Consider the following 16,661-nt stretch of genomic DNA (forward strand, 5'->3'; position numbering starts at 1 on the left):
AATAAAGCCTCTTTTCTCTATGTCGAAAAAAATAGAAATAGTAATCAATTTGTATTCTCTTCATATTTTCAATTTACTAATAACATGTTACGATAAAAATGAGTTGTTCACAATTAAAAATTTAATTCGATATAAGGGAAAAGAGGATTTGATATGCTGGCGGTCATAACCGCAGGACTTGCACCTGGTTTAGCCTTATTGAGCTATTTTTATTTGCGAGATAGGTATGATGCTGAACCAATTTCAATGGTTTTTCGTATCTTTGTCTTTGGTGCAATACTTGTGTTTCCAATTATGTTTTTACAATACATATTAGAAGTAGAACAAGTCTTTACGAATGGATTTACACAAGCTTTTTTGGGTGTAAGTATCCTCGAGGAATTTTTTAAATGGTTCGTACTTTACTATACTGTTTTTCAACATATCGAATTTGATGAGCCATACGATGGAATTGTTTATGGTGCCGCTGTATCACTTGGATTTGCAACATTAGAAAATATCTTGTATCTCTTAGTAAATGGAGTTCAGTTTGCAATCGGCAGAGCCTTGCTACCCGTATCAAGCCACGCATTGTTTGGCGTAGTTATGGGCTACTACTTAGGAAAAGCTAAGTTTTCTCCGAGATATGAAAAGAGAAAATGGGTTTTTTTCTCATTCCTTTTTCCATTTAGCTTACATGGAATATATGATTATATCTTAATTACTCTTGAGCAATGGTTGTATTATATGCTTCCGTTTATGTTGTTTTTATGGTGGTTTGGTTTACGAAAAGTAAAGATCGCCAAATCTTAATTTAGACTTTTTGAAAGGCGTTTCTATTTATAGACGAATGCGTTCCTGGCACTCACTCACATAACGAGTAGGGACATTTAATCGACTAATTAATATCTCTATCCAATGGGCTTAGCGAACTAGCTAGGTTCTTTTTTTTGGAGAATTTTCAACAATATTTTATAGTTGTTTAACGATTAAGTAAGAAATTCTTCCTAAGAAATGAATCAATCTGAATAAAATACCAATCTCTACAGAAAATAACTCCTAAGTATATATAGAAAATGGTTAGGGAGGTAATTGATATGAGCATTAAAAGGTGTGCTTTATTCCCCGTGGTAGTTCTACTCTCCACTTTACTTTTAGTTTGGGGAAATAATCATAATGTCCATGCTTTTTCTGAACAAATCATCCAAAGAGGAGCAACTGGTGATGATGTAATTGAACTACAGTCAAGGCTCCAATATAACGGTTATTATCACGGTACAATCGATGGTGTTTATGGATGGGGCACGTACTGGTCGGTTCGAAACTTCCAGAAAGCTTTTGGACTTGAAGAGGTAGATGGATTAGTAGGTCAAAAAACCAAGGACATGTTAACGAAATATACAAAGTACAATAAGCAATTCGTAATTAATAACCTAAGAAAAGGTAATCGATTTACACATTATGGTGGTGTTCCTTGGAATATCCAATCTGCGCCTTCAGAAAAAAATATTCAAAAGGCAAAAACAACAGCGGAAGCTAGACGGATTGAAATTGAGAAAAAATACACTACACAACAACAAGGTCAACAACAGCAACAGCAAGGACAACAACAACCAGGTAAGCAACAACAAGGCCAGCAACAACAACCAGGTAAGCAACAACAACCAGGTAAGCAACAACAACCAGGTAAGCAACAACAAGGCCAGCAACAACAAGGTCAACAACAGCAACAAGGTCAGCAACAGCAACAAGGTCAACAACAACAGCAACAACAACAGCAACAACAACAGCAACAACAGCAGCAACAACAACAGCAACAACAGCAACCTCAAAACCAAGGACAAGCTCAGACACAGCAGGAAGAAGAGGAACAACAAGGAGCAGCAGCCGTTAATATGCCTGGCGGTTTTTCACAGAATGATATTCAACTACTTGCAAATGCTGTGTATGGAGAAGCACGTGGTGAGTCTTATATAGGTCAGGTTGCTATTGCAGCAGTTATCTTAAATAGAATAAACAGTCCTACATTCCCAAATACTGTTTCAGGGGTAGTTTTTGAGCCATTAGCGTTTACAGCTGTTGCAGATGGACAGATCTGGTTGACACCAAATGAAAAAGCAAAAAAAGCTGTAATTGATGCAATTAATGGATGGGATCCAACTGGTGGCGCTACTTATTACTTTAACCCTGACACTGCTACAAGCAAATGGATATGGGGAAGACCTCAAATAAAGCGTATCGGTAAACATATATTCTGTAAATAGAATGGAAGGTGAGTGAATATGCTCAGAGGAATTTTAATTACAGTACTAACAATTGGTATAGTAGGAACAGGCTATTGGGGCTACAAAGAGCACCAAGAAAAGAATGCCATTCTAATACAGGCGGAAAACAACTATCAGAGAGCATTTCATGATTTAACGTATCAGGTTGATTTATTACATGACAAAATCGGAACGACATTGGCAATGAATTCAAGAAGCTCTTTGTCACCAGCTTTAGCGGAAGTATGGCGTATAACTTCAGAAGCTCACTCTGATGTTGGACAGCTACCATTAGCGCTTTTACCATTTAATAAAACAGAAGAGTTTTTGAGTAATATTGGCGACTTTAGCTATCGAGCTGCAGTTCGTGATCTTACGAAGGATCCTTTAACAGATGATGAATATAAAACTCTTCAACAATTATATAAAAATGCTGAAGATATTCAAAAAGAACTTAGAACAGTTCAGCACTTAGTCCTTGAAAATAATCTGCGCTGGATGGATGTTGAATTAGCGCTCTCTTCAGGTGAAAAGCAAGCAGATAACACAATTATTGATGGTCTAAAAACAGTAGAAAAAAATGTCGCTGCTTATTCAGAAACAGAATTTGGTGCAACATTAACAAGCACTAAAAAGAACGATGGAGAATTTACAAATCTTGAAGGTGAAACGATCAATGAAGAGAAGGCAAAAGAAATTGCTAAGAAATTTCTTGGTCTAAAAGGCGACCTCGAAATAAAAGTAGCTGAAAATGGAGAAGGCTCTAGTAACGGATTTTACAGCCTTGAAATAAATGACCCTAAAGCAAAAACAGATATTTATATGGACATTACCAAAAAGGGTGGATTCCCAATTTGGGTTATTAGAAATCGAGAAGTTGATAAAAGTAAAATAAGCCTAAATGATGCATACAATAATGCTCAAAAATTCTTGAAGCAAAATAATTTTGAGAACCAAGAATTGTTTGAGAGTGCACAATATGACAATATTGGCGTTTTTAACTTCGTTTCATCAGTAGGAGGAGTTAGAATATATCCTGATTCAATTAAAATGAAGGTAGCACTTGATGATGGCAATATCATTGGCTTTACAGCTAGAGATTATTTAATGGCTCACAAAGAACGAGAAATTCCAAAACCAAAAATTTCTAAAGAAGAAGCACGAAAAAAGATGAATTCTAATCTTGAAATTATGGAAGACCGTTTAGCAATCATTACTAACGAACTAAACGAAGACGTACTGTGCTATGAATTTTTGGGAACAATTAATAATGATACGTATAGAATTTTTATTAATGCTGAAAATGGATTCGAAGAAAAAGTTGAAAAACTAAAGAATGCAGAACCAGTTTACAATGGAATGTAAGGAAAGCGAAAATTGCTTTCCTTTTTTTGTGCTTTCGTGATTTAATTGTATTATGGTCCATATTTTAAACAAAGTTTTACGTGCAGAAAGAGTGATATAACTTGCTAAAGATTGGAGACACAATCAACCTAGAAACCCTAATAAATCCAGATGGTGAAAAATATAGATGTAGACTTGTTGAGAAAATTGATAATAAACTATACATTGACTATCCAGTAAATGAAAAAACAGGGAAGACTGTTTTTTTAATAAACGGTACCCAATTGAGGGCTTTTTTTCTAGGTGATAGCACGTCAATTTATTTCTTTGATACTTCAGTTCTGGGTAGAGTTAAACAAGATATTCCGATGATTGTTCTCGACTATCCAAATGATGAAAATCTGTTTCGTATCCAACGAAGACAATTTGTAAGGGTTGAAACACCGGTGGATGTTGCTTTACATAGCTTAAATGGAGAATTTAGTCCATTTGTCACAATAACTCATGATATTAGTGCTGGCGGTGCTTCAATTATTCTTCCAAACGGAAAAATAATTGAGCCTAGGAAGGATATAAAAACGGTATTTGTTCTCCCCACACTCTCAGATGAGAATCTATTCATGACATTTACTAGTCATGTTATTCGAATTGTTGAAGGAAAAAATGGTGAGAGAAATAAAGCATCAATTCAATTTTTAGATGTGACAGAGAACGATCGCCAACAGTTAATTAAATTTTGTTTTGAAAGACAGCTACTTTTAAAGAGAAAAGGAATTAAATCCTGAGAATAAAATAGATAGAATTCATACATACTAATAGTAAAAATGCGTGTAGGTTGTGGTATGTTAATGAAAAATATTGAGCGAATCTTAATAAAACTAGCTATTATTCAATTGATTTTTCTACTTATTTCACAGGCAATTCTTCTTTATAGCCCCTTAACTCCTTATATAACTAGAATGGTTGAATATGAGGGAGTCGACAAATCGGAACAAACTAAAACAATTGAAACATTTCACAATAACAATTAAAATAATTGCAGGGATTCCCTGCTTTTTTCGATAGTAGAAGTCCCGAATTACTTGTGACTATATAGCTATTCCTTTTGCATATCAATTATTTGTGTTTTAATAGCCAGGTTCGAAAATATTGAACTATAACCGATAAAATAAGTTACCATACATAGGAGGATTACATAAAAAATGAATAACAGAATTTCAATCGCAATTGATGGGCCGGCGGCAGCGGGTAAGAGTACTGTCGCAAAAATAATCGCCGAAAAGCTCTCATATATCTATATTGATACAGGTGCAATGTATAGAGCACTCACATTTAAAGCGATTCAACAATCATTAGACTTAGAAAATGAAGAAGTACTTTTTGACGCCTTACATAACTCAATTATAGAGTTGAAGCCAACTGAAAATGGCCAACTTGTTTTGATAGATGGACAAGAAGTGACAGGAGCTATTCGTGAACATAATGTGACTAATTCTGTTTCTTTTGTTGCCAGGCATAAAAAAGTACGCGAAGAAATGGTAAAACGCCAACAAAGCTTTGCAAAACAAGGTGGAGTTGTTATGGATGGTAGAGACATAGGAACACATGTATTACCAAATGCTGAAGTGAAAATTTTCTTACTTGCTTCTGTAGAAGAAAGAGCACATCGTAGGCATGACGAAAATATAGCAAAGGGCTATGAATCTAATCTTGAAAAATTAAAAGAAGAGATTGCAGCTCGTGACAAATTAGATTCTGAAAGAGAAGTTGCCCCATTACGTAAAGCAGAAGACGCAATTGAAATTGATACAACTTCTCTAAGTATTGAAGAAGTTGTTGAGCGTATTATGGATATTGTAAAGGAAAGGATTGATTGATATGAACTTATACTCCTTTGCAAGAGGACTGGTTGCAACTATTTTAAAACCATTATACCCTTTAGAGATTACCGGAACTCATCATATACCGAAGGATGGCGGGGTACTTATTTGTTCAAATCACATTGATAATCTGGACCCGCCAATAGTCGGGGTTACCTCACCTAGGCCAATACATTTTATGGCGAAGGCTGAGATATTCAATGTGCCGGTTTTGGGGAAAATTTTACCTAAAATTAATGCATTTCCCGTTAAACGTGGAATGAGTGATCGTGAAGCATTAAGAAAGGCATTAAGTATATTAAAAGATGGCCAGGTCTTAGGTATCTTTCCTGAAGGGACAAGAAGTAAGGACGGTAAACTTGGAAAGGGCTTGTCAGGTGTAGGTTTTTTTGCTTTACGATCTGATTGTGTAGTCGTTCCGTGTGCCATTATTGGTCCTTACAAAATGTTCAAAAAGGTGAAGGTTGTATACGGAGAGCCTGTAGAAATGGAATCACTTCGAAAAGAAAAAGCATCAGCAGATGAAGCGACGGAAAAAATAATGGAGTCGATTAGAGCTCTTATCGAAAAAAATAAGTAGATTAAGAGTTTCTACTTGACAAAAAGTGATATTTATTAGAAGTTAATTAAAAGAATATTTTTATACTTTAAAATTTTCGACTTTGTAAGATGATAGAAGTATAAAAGAAACCGGTTTGCAATTCATTTCGTAAATCGTGTATTTCTACTTATAATTGTATCAAGGTACATATCTATTAAGTGTATAGATTAAAGCGGTTTTTTGCCGTTTATCCCTTTGACATGTTACGAGATGTAAAGTTTATATCTTATAATAGGTGGCTTACTTGTACGTTTGAAGGGAACCAAGATACATACATAAAAATGCAATAAATGGGTTTAGGGAGGTATTTGGAATGACAGAGGATATGAATCAGGTAGAGGTAAAAGAATTAAATGTAGGTGATGTTATCACTGGAAAAGTTACAAAAGTGGAAGACAAACAAGTTTATGTTGAAGTTGCTGAAAGCAAATTAGACGGAATTATCCCAATAAGCGAACTTTCTAGCCTCCATGTTGAGCAAGCAAGTGATGTTGTAACAGTTGGAGAAGAGCTTGAACTATCAGTTATAAAAGTCGAGGAAGATGCGTTAATTCTTTCTAAAAGAACTGTATTAGCTAAGAATGCCTGGGAAGATTTAGTGAACAGATATCAAACTGGTGAAGTATTCGAAGCTGTTGTTAAAGATGTTGTTAAAGGTGGTTTAGTTGTTGATTTAGGTGTACGTGGTTTCATACCAGCATCTCTAGTAGAGAATTACTATGTAGAAGATTTCTCCGATTATATGAATAGAACATTAACGGTTAAAGTTGTTGAACTTGACCGAGAGAAGAACAGAGTTATTTTATCTCATCGTGCTGTTGTTGAGGAAGAGCAAAAAAGTCAAAAACAGCAGGTTCTTGATTCCTTAAAGGTTGGAGCTGTAATTGAAGGAACAGTACAACGTCTAACTAACTTTGGAGCATTTGTTGATATCGGTGGAATTGATGGACTAGTACATATTTCTCAACTTTCACATGAACATGTTTCAAAACCTTCTGATGTAGTACAAGAAGGACAGTCTATAAAGGTGAAGGTACTTTCTGTAGACCGTGATAATGAGAGAATTTCTTTATCTGTAAAAGAAACATTACCAGGACCTTGGGCTAGTGTTTCAGAAAAGATTTCTGTTGGTGATGTAGTTGAAGGGAAGGTTAGAAGACTTGTTTCCTTCGGTGCATTTGTAGAAATCTTACCTGGTGTAGAAGGTCTAGTACATATTTCTCAAATTTCAAACAAGCACATAGGAACTCCTCATGAAGTATTAAAAGAAGGTCAAGAAGTAAGTGTAAAAGTCCTTGAAATTAATGAAAATGAACAACGTATTTCCTTAAGTATTAAGGATTTAGAAGAAAGTGTAGAAGAGGACTATAGTCAATATCAACAGCAAGAAGAATCTTCTGGCTTTCAGCTTGGAGAGATGATTGGCGAACAACTGAAAAAACTAAAATAATTTATCAAAAAAGCTCTCACATTGTGAGGGCTTTTTTTTACAAGATAAGAAAGTATAAATGATTATACCCAATTTCAGTGTCTAGCTCCAGCGCCTAAACCCTCGAGGTCGCTTCACGCCTCCTGCGGCGGCAACACTAAGGAATGCCTCGTGAGTGTATGATTTGCAGAAAAATTGCTTTAGAAATTTTTAGAGCCTCCTCGTCAGGGTTCCGACGCACAGGAAGTGCTAGTGCCGGCGTTGCCACAGGACGTGGCGACAATAGCCGGTCAGCGCTTGTCGGACTTGCACAGGACAAGGAAGGCTACGGCAGCATAGACATCGCACGAAGAAAATGCACAGCATTTTCGAGGATGTGCTGACATCGACGTTCGTCACAGGACGTGGCGGATTTTAGTCGATGTTCCTTTTTCCAAGGCGCTTGCGCTTTTCGTATTCCAACTTTATGTTCTTGGATTCATTTTATTTATTTCGCGTGCCTCATCTGGAGTATCTAATCGCGTTGCTCCTGGGTAATCCAGTGATTGATCACGATCAGATTCGGTTAATTTAGCTTCTTTATGCTTTTTTGTTTGCCTGTCCTTTCCCATATGTAAAACCTCCTTTTTTTCTATTGTCTCTATATAAGAATTTCATATGCAAATTAGTATCCTTGGATTAAATTTAATAAATTCTACCCATAATGGGAATAGTAGGAGGTGGAGGCATGGATGGGTCTGTTTTTTATTGGATTTGTTGGATGGCATGGGTTTGTAGTACGTTCTTTATGAAAAAGAATAGAGAAAGACTGATATTATCTGGGTGCTTTTTACTTTTAATAATTGTATCACCCTACTTTTTTGTAATAGGAAGTGTTCGAATCAATATAGGTATCTTTATCGTTTTACTTTATTGTTTCACTAAAATTGCGAAAAGAACAAGCAAACAGAAATTATATCTTCTTATTTGTATTTTAACCATTTCGTTGGCGTATAGTAGTTTTCAATTGTTCGAATTGTATGATCCTGTCTGGCTCTTTTTTAATCGGAATTTCATGCTTGCAGCAGCTTTAATTTACGTAACCATTATGCTAGTAAAGGAATTTCAGTTTCGTTTAGTAGCATTGTTAATTGGTGCCATTCAAGGAGATATTTTATATGCGATAATAGTCAGTAACGTAAATATTCCTTATGATATAGGTTCCTTTAAATTCTTAGATGTTATTTCAATTAGCGGAGGATTTATCTTCGTTTGGTCATCCTTAGAACTCCTATTTAACCACTTTGATGTATTGTTCCAAAAAAACACGAAGGAGAAACACGGCTAGCATGAATGAATATACTTATCCAATTTTATTCGGTGTCATTTTTGGTGTAATCGTAAGATTATATATGCTTCGTACAGATTATCGACAATACCCTACATATTTACACGGGAAAATTATCCATGTTGCGTTAGGTTTTATTGCAGCAGGTCTGGGTACAGTTGCAGTACCAGCAATTATGGAACAGGACTTTACAGCAATTACGTTTCTAACGATTGCTGCATCACAATTCCGTGAAGTTAGAAATATGGAGAGAAATACCCTCACAGAACTAGATAGTTATGAGCTTGTACCTAGGGGGAAAACATACATAGAAGGTATTGCAATAGCGTTTGAAAGCAGAAATTACTTGGTCATCTTAACATCCTTCTTTTCGACTTTCAGTTATTTGGCTTTAAATATGTGGGCAGGGATTGCTGCAGGTATTATTTCATTGTTGATATCCAAAAAGCTTATGGCAGGAAGTAGATTGAAGGATATTGTAGATATTGAATTTATAAAACCGCGTTTTGATGGCCCAGGGTTATATGTGGATAATATTTATATTATGAATATCGGTCTACCAGCACGTCAAAAAGAAGTGTTAAATTACGGTATGGGTTTTGTCCTCAAGCCAAAAAACTTTAATTCACGGTCAACTATTGCAAATTTGGGTCAGCGACAGGCGATTTTACATGATGTATCCAATGCATTAGGAGTTTACCGTGATTCTGGTACACCAGCTTTAGTTCCGCTGGCAAAAAGAGATTTAGACGATGGACGAGTAGGGGTATTTGTATTACCTCAGGAAAAAGATGTGGAAAAGGCGATAGAGATTATTGGTCAAGTACCTACATTGGAAAATGCCATTAGAATGCCAACTGAAAGGAAAGAGAACCAGAAGGGAAGACCATTGAAATGATTATGGAAAAAGTAATTCTAGCTGCAATTACAACGAATTCTACAAAGGTAACAGGAGGAACACCCGTATTCAGTTGCTCCACAAAAGAGGAAATGGAGCATGTAGCAGCAAATCTTGAAGCCATCTTGGATGGTATTGCACATGCACTTTCTGACGAATTATATGTAATTGTAAAACATTAAATTGATTGTTTTAACCTATTTTTGATAGAATATATAAGCTAGATCCTTCTTAAATCAGAAGGGTTTATTTTTTAAAGAACATATATTTAGTAATCTTAACTATTTTAATTATGTGTAGTGTAGTTTAAAGCAAAGATATAAGCTAAAGTCTGATGATCTACTATTTAGGTTGCATAGCTTGCAAAACATACGCACTAAGCATTTCTATTTAAGTTGCTTTTCATACATATTTATGTGATATATGTTATAAGACAGTTTAGAAGGGAAGAAAAAATGTGGCAAAACCAATTGTTGCGATTGTTGGACGACCAAATGTTGGTAAATCAACAATTTTCAATCGTGTTGTAGGAGAAAGAATCTCAATCGTCGAGGATGTTCCTGGTGTAACGAGAGATCGAATTTATAGTTCTGGTGAGTGGCTAAACCAGGAGTTTAATATTATTGATACTGGTGGAATTGATATAGGGGACGAGCCGTTCCTTGCCCAAATTAGACATCAGGCTGAAATAGCAATTGATGAAGCAGATGTTATTGTTTTTATGACAAGTGGCCGCGAAGGAGTTACGAGTGCGGACGAAGAGGTTGCTAAGATATTATATCGTTCTAAAAAACCAGTTGTACTAGCTGTTAATAAAGTTGATAATCCTGAAATGAGAGAATCAATTTATGACTTTTATGCACTTGGATTTGGTGAACCAATTCCGATTTCAGGTTCACACGGTATTGGACTTGGCGACCTTTTAGATGAAGTTGTGAACCACTTTCCGAGTCATAAAGGTGAAGAATATGATGAAGAAACAATCAAATTTTCATTAATTGGTAGACCTAATGTTGGGAAATCATCTTTAGTAAATGCCCTCTTAGGTGAAGAAAGAGTAATTGTAAGTGATATTGCAGGTACCACTAGAGATGCAATCGATACAAAATATACGGTGGATGGCAAGGAGTATGTCATCATTGATACAGCAGGAATGCGTAAAAAAGGTAAGGTATATGAAACTACAGAAAAGTATAGTGTTTTACGTGCTTTAAAAGCGATTGAAAGATCTGATGTGGTTTTAGTTGTGCTCAATGCTGAAGAAGGAATTATTGAGCAGGATAAAAAAATTGCAGGATATGCGCATGAAGCGGGCAGAGCTGTAGTTATTGTTGTAAATAAATGGGATGCTATTGAAAAAGATGAGAAAACAATGAAAGAATTTGAAGAAAAAATTCGGGACAATTTTCAATTCTTAGATTATGCTCCGATTGTGTATTTATCTGCTAAAACAAAAAAACGGACACATACTCTCTTACCAATGATTAATTTAGCAAGTGAAAATCATACAATGAGGGTTCAAACAAATGTATTGAACGATGTAGTAATGGATGCAGTTGCAATGAATCCAGCACCTACAGATAAAGGGAATCGTTTACGCATTTATTATGTTACACAGGTTGCCGTTAAACCACCTACTTTTGTTGTTTTTGTTAATGAACCAGAGCTTATGCATTTTTCTTATGAACGTTTCTTGGAGAATCGAATTAGAGATGCTTTTGGATTTGAAGGTACACCGATAAAATTAATCGCAAGGGCAAGAAAATAAGAGAGAGAAGGGGTAATCATATGGAGCGAATCACTGTAGTTGGAGCTGGTAGTTGGGGAACTGCTTTAGCTCTAGTCTTAGCAGACAACGACCATGAGGTTAGATTATGGGGACATCGTAAGGAACAAATTGAAGAAATCAATACTCATCATACGAATTCAAAATATGTACCGTCTGTTGAGCTTCCTAAAACCATAATAGGTTATCACGATCTAAAAGAGGCACTGCTCGATGTACATACGATTATTTTAGCAGTTCCTACAAAAGCAATTAGAGAAGTTCTACAAAATATTTGTACTGTCACATCTACTCCCTTGACTGTTGTGCATGTAAGTAAAGGGATTGAGCCGGATACACTAAAAAGAATTTCAGAAATTATTGAAGATGAAATGCCAACAGATTTATTAAATGATGTCGTTGTTCTTTCGGGTCCAAGTCATGCTGAAGAAGTAGTTCTCAGACATCCAACAACTGTTACAGTATCTTCGAAGAATATGAAAACGGCAGAATATGTACAGGACCTATTCATAAATCAGCATTTTCGAGTATATACAAATCCTGATGTAATAGGCGTAGAAATCGGTGGTGCATTAAAGAATATTATTGCTCTTGCAGCCGGTATTACTGATGGTCTTGGATATGGAGATAACGCCAAGGCGGCATTAATTACAAGAGGATTAGCAGAGATTGCTCGATTAGGAAGTAAAATGGGTGCAAATCCATTAACATTTTCAGGATTGACTGGCATCGGTGACCTGATCGTAACTTGTACAAGTGTACATTCTAGAAATTGGCGGGCAGGTAATATGCTTGGTAAAGGGCAAAGCCTTGAAGAAGTGCTTGCCAATATGGGTATGGTGGTTGAAGGCGTACGAACAACAAAGGCTGCTTATCAACTTGCAAAAAAAATGGATGTAACAATGCCAATTACATTTGCCTTGTATGATGTTTTATTTAATAACCAATCTCCTAAAGAAGCAGTTGATAATCTAATGACAAGAGGAAGAACAAACGAAATGGCTGATTTGTTTAACTTCTTGGAAGAAAAAGGACAATAATTTGTATAAAGAAACCAGTGAGAGTTTTTGTACTGGTTTCTTTCTTTCTCCTTTAAGACTTTTAACTTATGCGCAGACTACTGCCTTCATGCTTATAAGTCGTATTTTTTATAGGATTCCTTTGATTTCTTCTGTGCTCTTGAAATCCCAAAATATATTTTCCGTTTCATACTTCACCGACCAAATCTAATCAGCATAACATACTAAAGGAAAAATGTAGTTATACTCTAAATAAGCTAATTCAAAGAAATGTACTTTGAAGATTCAAAGTTAAAAAATTAGGGTAAAACTCATATTCTTGTAATCTTGTGAATGGAAGTGCACAGTCTGTTAAAAGGTAAACCACATTCACAAGACGAAACCCGAAAAATGGATGGTAAAGAAGGCTTTATTATGCCGAGATTCTTTTGAAAACTAGGCATTAGACGATACATTTGTTGTATATTTCGCATAAAATGCATCGTAGTACACTGTGAGTTGAACGAACGGGTACAGGTTATATTTAGTTGTTACATCGTGCTGAAGTAAAGGTGCCCCTCTTTACTTCAGTTTTTTTTAAATGATAATAAAGTATAAAATTTTCAACCGAGTTTTCAGTGTCTTGCTCCAGCGCCTAGCCAGTTTTCCTACCAGAATAAGCTTCTTCGAGTATCTTGCGCAAAAGCTTTGCTTTTAAGCAGCGAGAGGTCGCTTCACCCCTCCTGCGGCGTCAACACTAAGGAATGCTTCGTGAGGATTATCCTCGCAGGAAAAAAGCTTTGCTTTTTTTCGAGCCTCCTCACTGAAATGCTGAAGCGGCTTGGTCAGAAACGAGAAAATTGGAGACTCCGACAAAAGAGGCGTCTTTTGCCTCTGACGGAGGAGTTGAAATTTCTCGAGTTTCTAGCCGCTGAAGCTGGACAAGTCAGGGTTCCGACGCACAGGATGTGCTAGTGCCGACGTTGGCACAGGACGTGGCGGATTTTAGTCGATGTTCCTTTTTCCAAGGCGCTTGCGCTTTTCTTATGTTGTTATAATAATCACACTAATTGAAGTTTCACCTTAGTGTGTTATAATATTTGTCGATAAGTGTTGGACAAGGGAGTGAGTATAGTGACACCAGGATTGCTTAAAATGTGGATATCATTTGCTGGGATTGCGTTTATGTTTTTCGCTGTAATTTTTATATATTTAAGTAGATATAAGCTCAAGGGCTTCTTAAAAGGTATTGTTGCAACATTTGCATATATTTTTATGATTTTAGCAGGTATTATCATATTCTTAGTTGTTTTCAGTGGACCTGTTAGTGAATAACAGAAATTTTAAGGATGGTAAATTACATATGAAACACAAACTACAGATTTTTGTGCTTTTTCTGTCTACATTGATGCTTTCTGGGTGTTTATATCCAAATGATCAGTTAAAGCAAAATCAAGTGCCATATCAGGACCAGATAGCATCTGTACAATCTGCTATAAATCAATATAAACAGGATAATAATGGGTTATTACCAATTAAAAATAGAGATATGGAAACTCCTATCTATCAGAAATACCCAATCGACTTCAACAAAATTACCCCTCGGTACTTAGCTGAACCACCTGGTAATGCATACGAAAGTGGAGGAGTCTTTATTTACGTATTAGTTGATGTCGAAACAAATCCGACTGTTAAACTTTTAGATTTACGAATTTCAGAGAAGATAAGTGAATTAACATTACGAGTTGAAATGTATCGTTCTTCAAATGGGTATCCACCTTTCAAGGACCAAATTAACACAGATGTTTTTACATTAGATTATAGTAAACTAGGGTTGAAAGAAGAACAGTATGTTGTTAGCCCATTTACAGGAAACAATCTTCCGTTGGTTATTTCAAATACAAATGAGATTTTTGTAGATTACAGAATGGATTTATATGACTACTTATCTAAATATACGAATACATATAATATGGGTGACGATATTCGTAATATTTTAGTAGAAAATTCTATGTTTGTCCCGACAAATTCACTGCCATATACAATAGATAATAAAAAGGAACCAATTTTTTTAAATAAATAAGTCATGAACCCTTCTTTTAGGAATAAACTCTAAAAGAAGGGTTTTTTATTCTGTAAGTTGTTGTTCAAAAGTGAAGGGATATAACGGCCAGATTGTTGTAAACCAGTTAGGGCCGTACTAGAGTTCAGTCAACTAGGGAAGAAACAGTTGTATCAAACTTCAGCATACACTCTACTATCTCCATTTTCTGAACACGCTCTAGGGTTACATATTATTCTGGGGGGAATTTTTTTCTAGAAGTAGTCATAATTATTTAGGACAACGTCATACAAATATAATGTCCTAGAATATGAAGTAAAACGGATAAAATTATCCCAAGAACTCTAAAATCAGGAGGGGATCACTTGGAAAAGGTAGATATTTTCAAAGATATCGCTGAGCGCACTGGTGGCGATATTTATTTAGGGGTCGTTGGTGCAGTTAGAACAGGCAAATCTACTTTCATAAAAAAATTCATGGAGTTAGTAGTATTACCGAATATTGGTAATGAAGCTGATAAAGCACGGGCACAAGACGAATTACCTCAAAGTGCTGCAGGTAGAACAATAATGACGACTGAGCCAAAATTTGTACCGAATCAAGCTGTCTCTGTACATGTGGAGGAAGGTCTAGATGTAAACATTCGATTAGTTGATTGTGTGGGGTACACAGTACCTGGCGCAAAAGGGTATGAAGATGAAAATGGGCCTCGTATGATTAATACTCCATGGTATGAGGAGCCAATACCATTTCATGAAGCAGCTGAAATTGGTACTAGAAAAGTAATTCAAGAGCACTCTACTATCGGTGTAGTTGTAACAACTGATGGATCAATTGGGGAAATACCTCGCAGCGATTATATTGAAGCAGAAGAGAGAGTCATAGAAGAACTTAAAGAGGTTGGAAAACCATTTATCATGGTTATCAATACAGTTCATCCTCATCACCCGGAAACTGAAGCGTTGCGTCAAAAGTTAAATGAGAAATATGATATACCTGTGTTAGCGATGAGCGTAGAAAGCATGCGCGATGGAGATGTATACAATGTCCTTCGTGAAGCGCTTTATGAGTTCCCGGTATTAGAAGTAAATGTGAATCTACCAAGCTGGGTAATGGTATTAAGAGAAGACCATTGGTTAAGAGAAAGCTATCAGGATGCAGTAAAAGACACTGTTCAAGATATTAAACGTTTACGTGATGTAGACCGTGTCGTTGGACAGTTCAGTGAATATGACTTTATCGACCAAGCAAGCTTGGCTGGAATCGAAATGGGTCAAGGAGTAGCAGAAATCGATTTATATGCTCCAGATGATCTTTATGACCAGATTCTAAAAGAAGTTGTTGGGGTGGAAATTCGAGGCAAAGATCATCTTTTACAACTAATGCAAGATTTTGCTTATGCAAAAGCTGAATACGATCAAGTAGCAGATGCGTTAAAAATGGTTAAACAGACTGGTTACGGTATCGCGGCACCTGCATTATCAGATATGAGCCTTGATGAGCCAGAAATCATTCGCCAAGGATCTAGATTCGGTGTTCGTTTAAAGGCTGTAGCTCCTTCTATCCACATGATAAAGGTAGATGTGGAGTCTGAGTTCGCACCGATTATCGGTACTGAGAAACAAAGTGAAGAACTAGTTCGCTACTTGATGCAAGATTTTGAAGATGATCCACTATCAATTTGGAATTCTGATATCTTTGGTAGATCTCTAAGCTCAATTGTACGTGAAGGAATTCAGGCTAAGTTGTCATTAATGCCTGAAAATGCTCGCTACAAGCTTAAGGAAACACTTGAAAGAATCATTAACGAGGGTTCTGGTGGATTAATTGCTATCATATTATAGGATGGAGACTCCTCATGAGGAGTCTTTTTTTGTTGCTCCTTAGAATGAATTATACGATATGGCTAACTTGTGATTAGGATTTCCAGTGCAAGCAGCTAGTTCAGTTCACCCAGGGCGCTTGCGCTTTTAGGAGTAGACTATAAGTTTCCCCGCATTCCAAGGGTCGTGCCTTCAGATTTCACCTTATAGACTTTCACAAAAAAAGCCTATGATACCGGGTGCTTGCTATGCAGATGTCAGTTGTGATAA

Annotated in this window: 17 protein-coding genes; 16 read left to right on the plus strand and 1 reads right to left on the minus strand. The window is 36.2% G+C overall.

From position 1 onward, the window contains the following. Positions 1-153: 153 nt before the first annotated feature. From prsW to rpsA, 8 genes are all read left to right on the plus strand, one after another. Positions 154-792: a glutamic-type intramembrane protease PrsW gene (gene prsW, locus AB3M96_RS12550; protein WP_412967955.1), complete on the plus strand. Its 639-nt coding sequence runs from the start codon at positions 154-156 to the stop codon at positions 790-792. A 284-nt stretch (positions 793-1,076) separates the two neighbouring features. Next, positions 1,077-2,243, plus strand: coding sequence for a spore cortex-lytic enzyme (gene sleB / locus AB3M96_RS12555; protein ID WP_412967956.1), 1,167 nt, complete (start codon positions 1,077-1,079; stop codon positions 2,241-2,243). An 18-nt stretch (positions 2,244-2,261) separates the two neighbouring features. Then, a complete protein-coding gene (ypeB, locus tag AB3M96_RS12560) occupies positions 2,262-3,608 on the plus strand; it encodes a germination protein YpeB (protein WP_412967957.1) in 1,347 nt (448 codons plus the stop codon). A gap of 101 nt (positions 3,609-3,709) precedes the next feature. Further along, positions 3,710-4,372 carry a flagellar brake protein gene (locus AB3M96_RS12565; RefSeq protein ID WP_412967958.1) on the plus strand — a complete coding sequence of 221 codons (663 nt, stop codon included), beginning with the start codon at positions 3,710-3,712 and terminating at the stop codon, positions 4,370-4,372. Positions 4,373-4,435: 63 nt separating this feature from the next. Beyond that, positions 4,436-4,618: a YpfB family protein gene (locus tag AB3M96_RS12570; RefSeq protein ID WP_412967959.1), complete on the plus strand. Its 183-nt coding sequence runs from the start codon at positions 4,436-4,438 to the stop codon at positions 4,616-4,618. Positions 4,619-4,789: 171 nt separating this feature from the next. Next, positions 4,790-5,464, plus strand: coding sequence for a (d)CMP kinase (cmk, locus tag AB3M96_RS12575; protein ID WP_412967960.1), 675 nt, complete (start codon positions 4,790-4,792; stop codon positions 5,462-5,464). Position 5,465: 1 nt separating this feature from the next. Next, positions 5,466-6,047 carry a lysophospholipid acyltransferase family protein gene (locus AB3M96_RS12580; RefSeq protein WP_412967961.1) on the plus strand — a complete coding sequence of 194 codons (582 nt, stop codon included), beginning with the start codon at positions 5,466-5,468 and terminating at the stop codon, positions 6,045-6,047. Positions 6,048-6,381: 334 nt separating this feature from the next. Beyond that, positions 6,382-7,518, plus strand: coding sequence for a 30S ribosomal protein S1 (gene rpsA, locus AB3M96_RS12585; RefSeq protein ID WP_412967962.1), 1,137 nt, complete (start codon positions 6,382-6,384; stop codon positions 7,516-7,518). Positions 7,519-7,961: 443 nt separating this feature from the next. On the opposite strand, the gene AB3M96_RS12590 is transcribed toward rpsA, so the two are convergent. Further along, positions 7,962-8,108: a YpzI family protein gene (locus AB3M96_RS12590; RefSeq protein WP_412967963.1), complete on the minus strand. Its 147-nt coding sequence runs from the start codon at positions 8,106-8,108 to the stop codon at positions 7,962-7,964. 116 nt (positions 8,109-8,224) lie between these two features. Between AB3M96_RS12590 and AB3M96_RS12595 the strand changes: the two genes are divergently transcribed. From AB3M96_RS12595 to spoIVA, 8 genes are all read left to right on the plus strand, one after another. Beyond that, on the plus strand, positions 8,225-8,824 hold the full coding sequence (locus AB3M96_RS12595) for a YphA family membrane protein (protein ID WP_412967964.1): 600 nt from the start codon (positions 8,225-8,227) through the stop codon (positions 8,822-8,824). Between the two features lies 1 nt (position 8,825). Next, a complete protein-coding gene (locus AB3M96_RS12600; protein WP_412967965.1) occupies positions 8,826-9,722 on the plus strand; it encodes a YIEGIA family protein in 897 nt (298 codons plus the stop codon). Beyond that, positions 9,719-9,904 carry a capping complex subunit for YIEGIA gene (locus AB3M96_RS12605; protein ID WP_412967966.1) on the plus strand — a complete coding sequence of 62 codons (186 nt, stop codon included), beginning with the start codon at positions 9,719-9,721 and terminating at the stop codon, positions 9,902-9,904. The genes AB3M96_RS12600 and AB3M96_RS12605 overlap by 4 nt, the downstream gene beginning before the upstream one ends. Before the next feature lie 275 nt (positions 9,905-10,179). Further along, positions 10,180-11,490, plus strand: a complete 1,311-nt coding sequence (gene der / locus AB3M96_RS12610; protein WP_412967967.1) for a ribosome biogenesis GTPase Der — start codon at positions 10,180-10,182, stop codon at positions 11,488-11,490. Between the two features lie 20 nt (positions 11,491-11,510). After that, a complete protein-coding gene (locus tag AB3M96_RS12615; RefSeq protein ID WP_412967968.1) occupies positions 11,511-12,548 on the plus strand; it encodes an NAD(P)H-dependent glycerol-3-phosphate dehydrogenase in 1,038 nt (345 codons plus the stop codon). Positions 12,549-13,640: 1,092 nt separating this feature from the next. Beyond that, the gene (locus tag AB3M96_RS12620) at positions 13,641-13,841 is read left to right on the plus strand and encodes a DUF2768 domain-containing protein (protein ID WP_412967969.1); all 201 of its coding nucleotides are present in this window, start codon (positions 13,641-13,643) and stop codon (positions 13,839-13,841) included. Positions 13,842-13,869: 28 nt separating this feature from the next. Further along, entirely contained in the window at positions 13,870-14,589 is a 720-nt protein-coding gene (locus AB3M96_RS12625; protein ID WP_412967970.1) for a hypothetical protein, read from the plus strand. A gap of 344 nt (positions 14,590-14,933) precedes the next feature. Continuing rightward, the gene (gene spoIVA, locus AB3M96_RS12630) at positions 14,934-16,412 is read left to right on the plus strand and encodes a stage IV sporulation protein A (RefSeq protein ID WP_412967971.1); all 1,479 of its coding nucleotides are present in this window, start codon (positions 14,934-14,936) and stop codon (positions 16,410-16,412) included. Positions 16,413-16,661 lie beyond the last annotated feature (249 nt).

The sequence above is a fragment of the Ferdinandcohnia jepli genome (genome assembly GCF_047246645.1).
Taxonomy (GTDB): Bacteria; Bacillota; Bacilli; order Bacillales; family Bacillaceae_L; genus Ferdinandcohnia.

Coding starts and splice junctions, on each gene's coding strand:
- prsW (WP_412967955.1), top strand. CDS start 154: ATGCTGGCGGTCATAACCGCAGGACTTGCACCTGGTTTAGCCTTATTG.
- sleB (WP_412967956.1), top strand. CDS start 1,077: ATGAGCATTAAAAGGTGTGCTTTATTCCCCGTGGTAGTTCTACTCTCC.
- ypeB (WP_412967957.1), top strand. CDS start 2,262: ATGCTCAGAGGAATTTTAATTACAGTACTAACAATTGGTATAGTAGGA.
- AB3M96_RS12570 (WP_412967959.1), top strand. CDS start 4,436: ATGAAAAATATTGAGCGAATCTTAATAAAACTAGCTATTATTCAATTG.
- cmk (WP_412967960.1), top strand. CDS start 4,790: ATGAATAACAGAATTTCAATCGCAATTGATGGGCCGGCGGCAGCGGGT.
- AB3M96_RS12580 (WP_412967961.1), top strand. CDS start 5,466: ATGAACTTATACTCCTTTGCAAGAGGACTGGTTGCAACTATTTTAAAA.
- rpsA (WP_412967962.1), top strand. CDS start 6,382: ATGACAGAGGATATGAATCAGGTAGAGGTAAAAGAATTAAATGTAGGT.
- AB3M96_RS12590 (WP_412967963.1), bottom strand. CDS start 8,108: ATGGGAAAGGACAGGCAAACAAAAAAGCATAAAGAAGCTAAATTAACC.
- AB3M96_RS12595 (WP_412967964.1), top strand. CDS start 8,225: ATGGATGGGTCTGTTTTTTATTGGATTTGTTGGATGGCATGGGTTTGT.
- AB3M96_RS12600 (WP_412967965.1), top strand. CDS start 8,826: ATGAATGAATATACTTATCCAATTTTATTCGGTGTCATTTTTGGTGTA.
- AB3M96_RS12605 (WP_412967966.1), top strand. CDS start 9,719: ATGATTATGGAAAAAGTAATTCTAGCTGCAATTACAACGAATTCTACA.
- AB3M96_RS12615 (WP_412967968.1), top strand. CDS start 11,511: ATGGAGCGAATCACTGTAGTTGGAGCTGGTAGTTGGGGAACTGCTTTA.
- AB3M96_RS12625 (WP_412967970.1), top strand. CDS start 13,870: ATGAAACACAAACTACAGATTTTTGTGCTTTTTCTGTCTACATTGATG.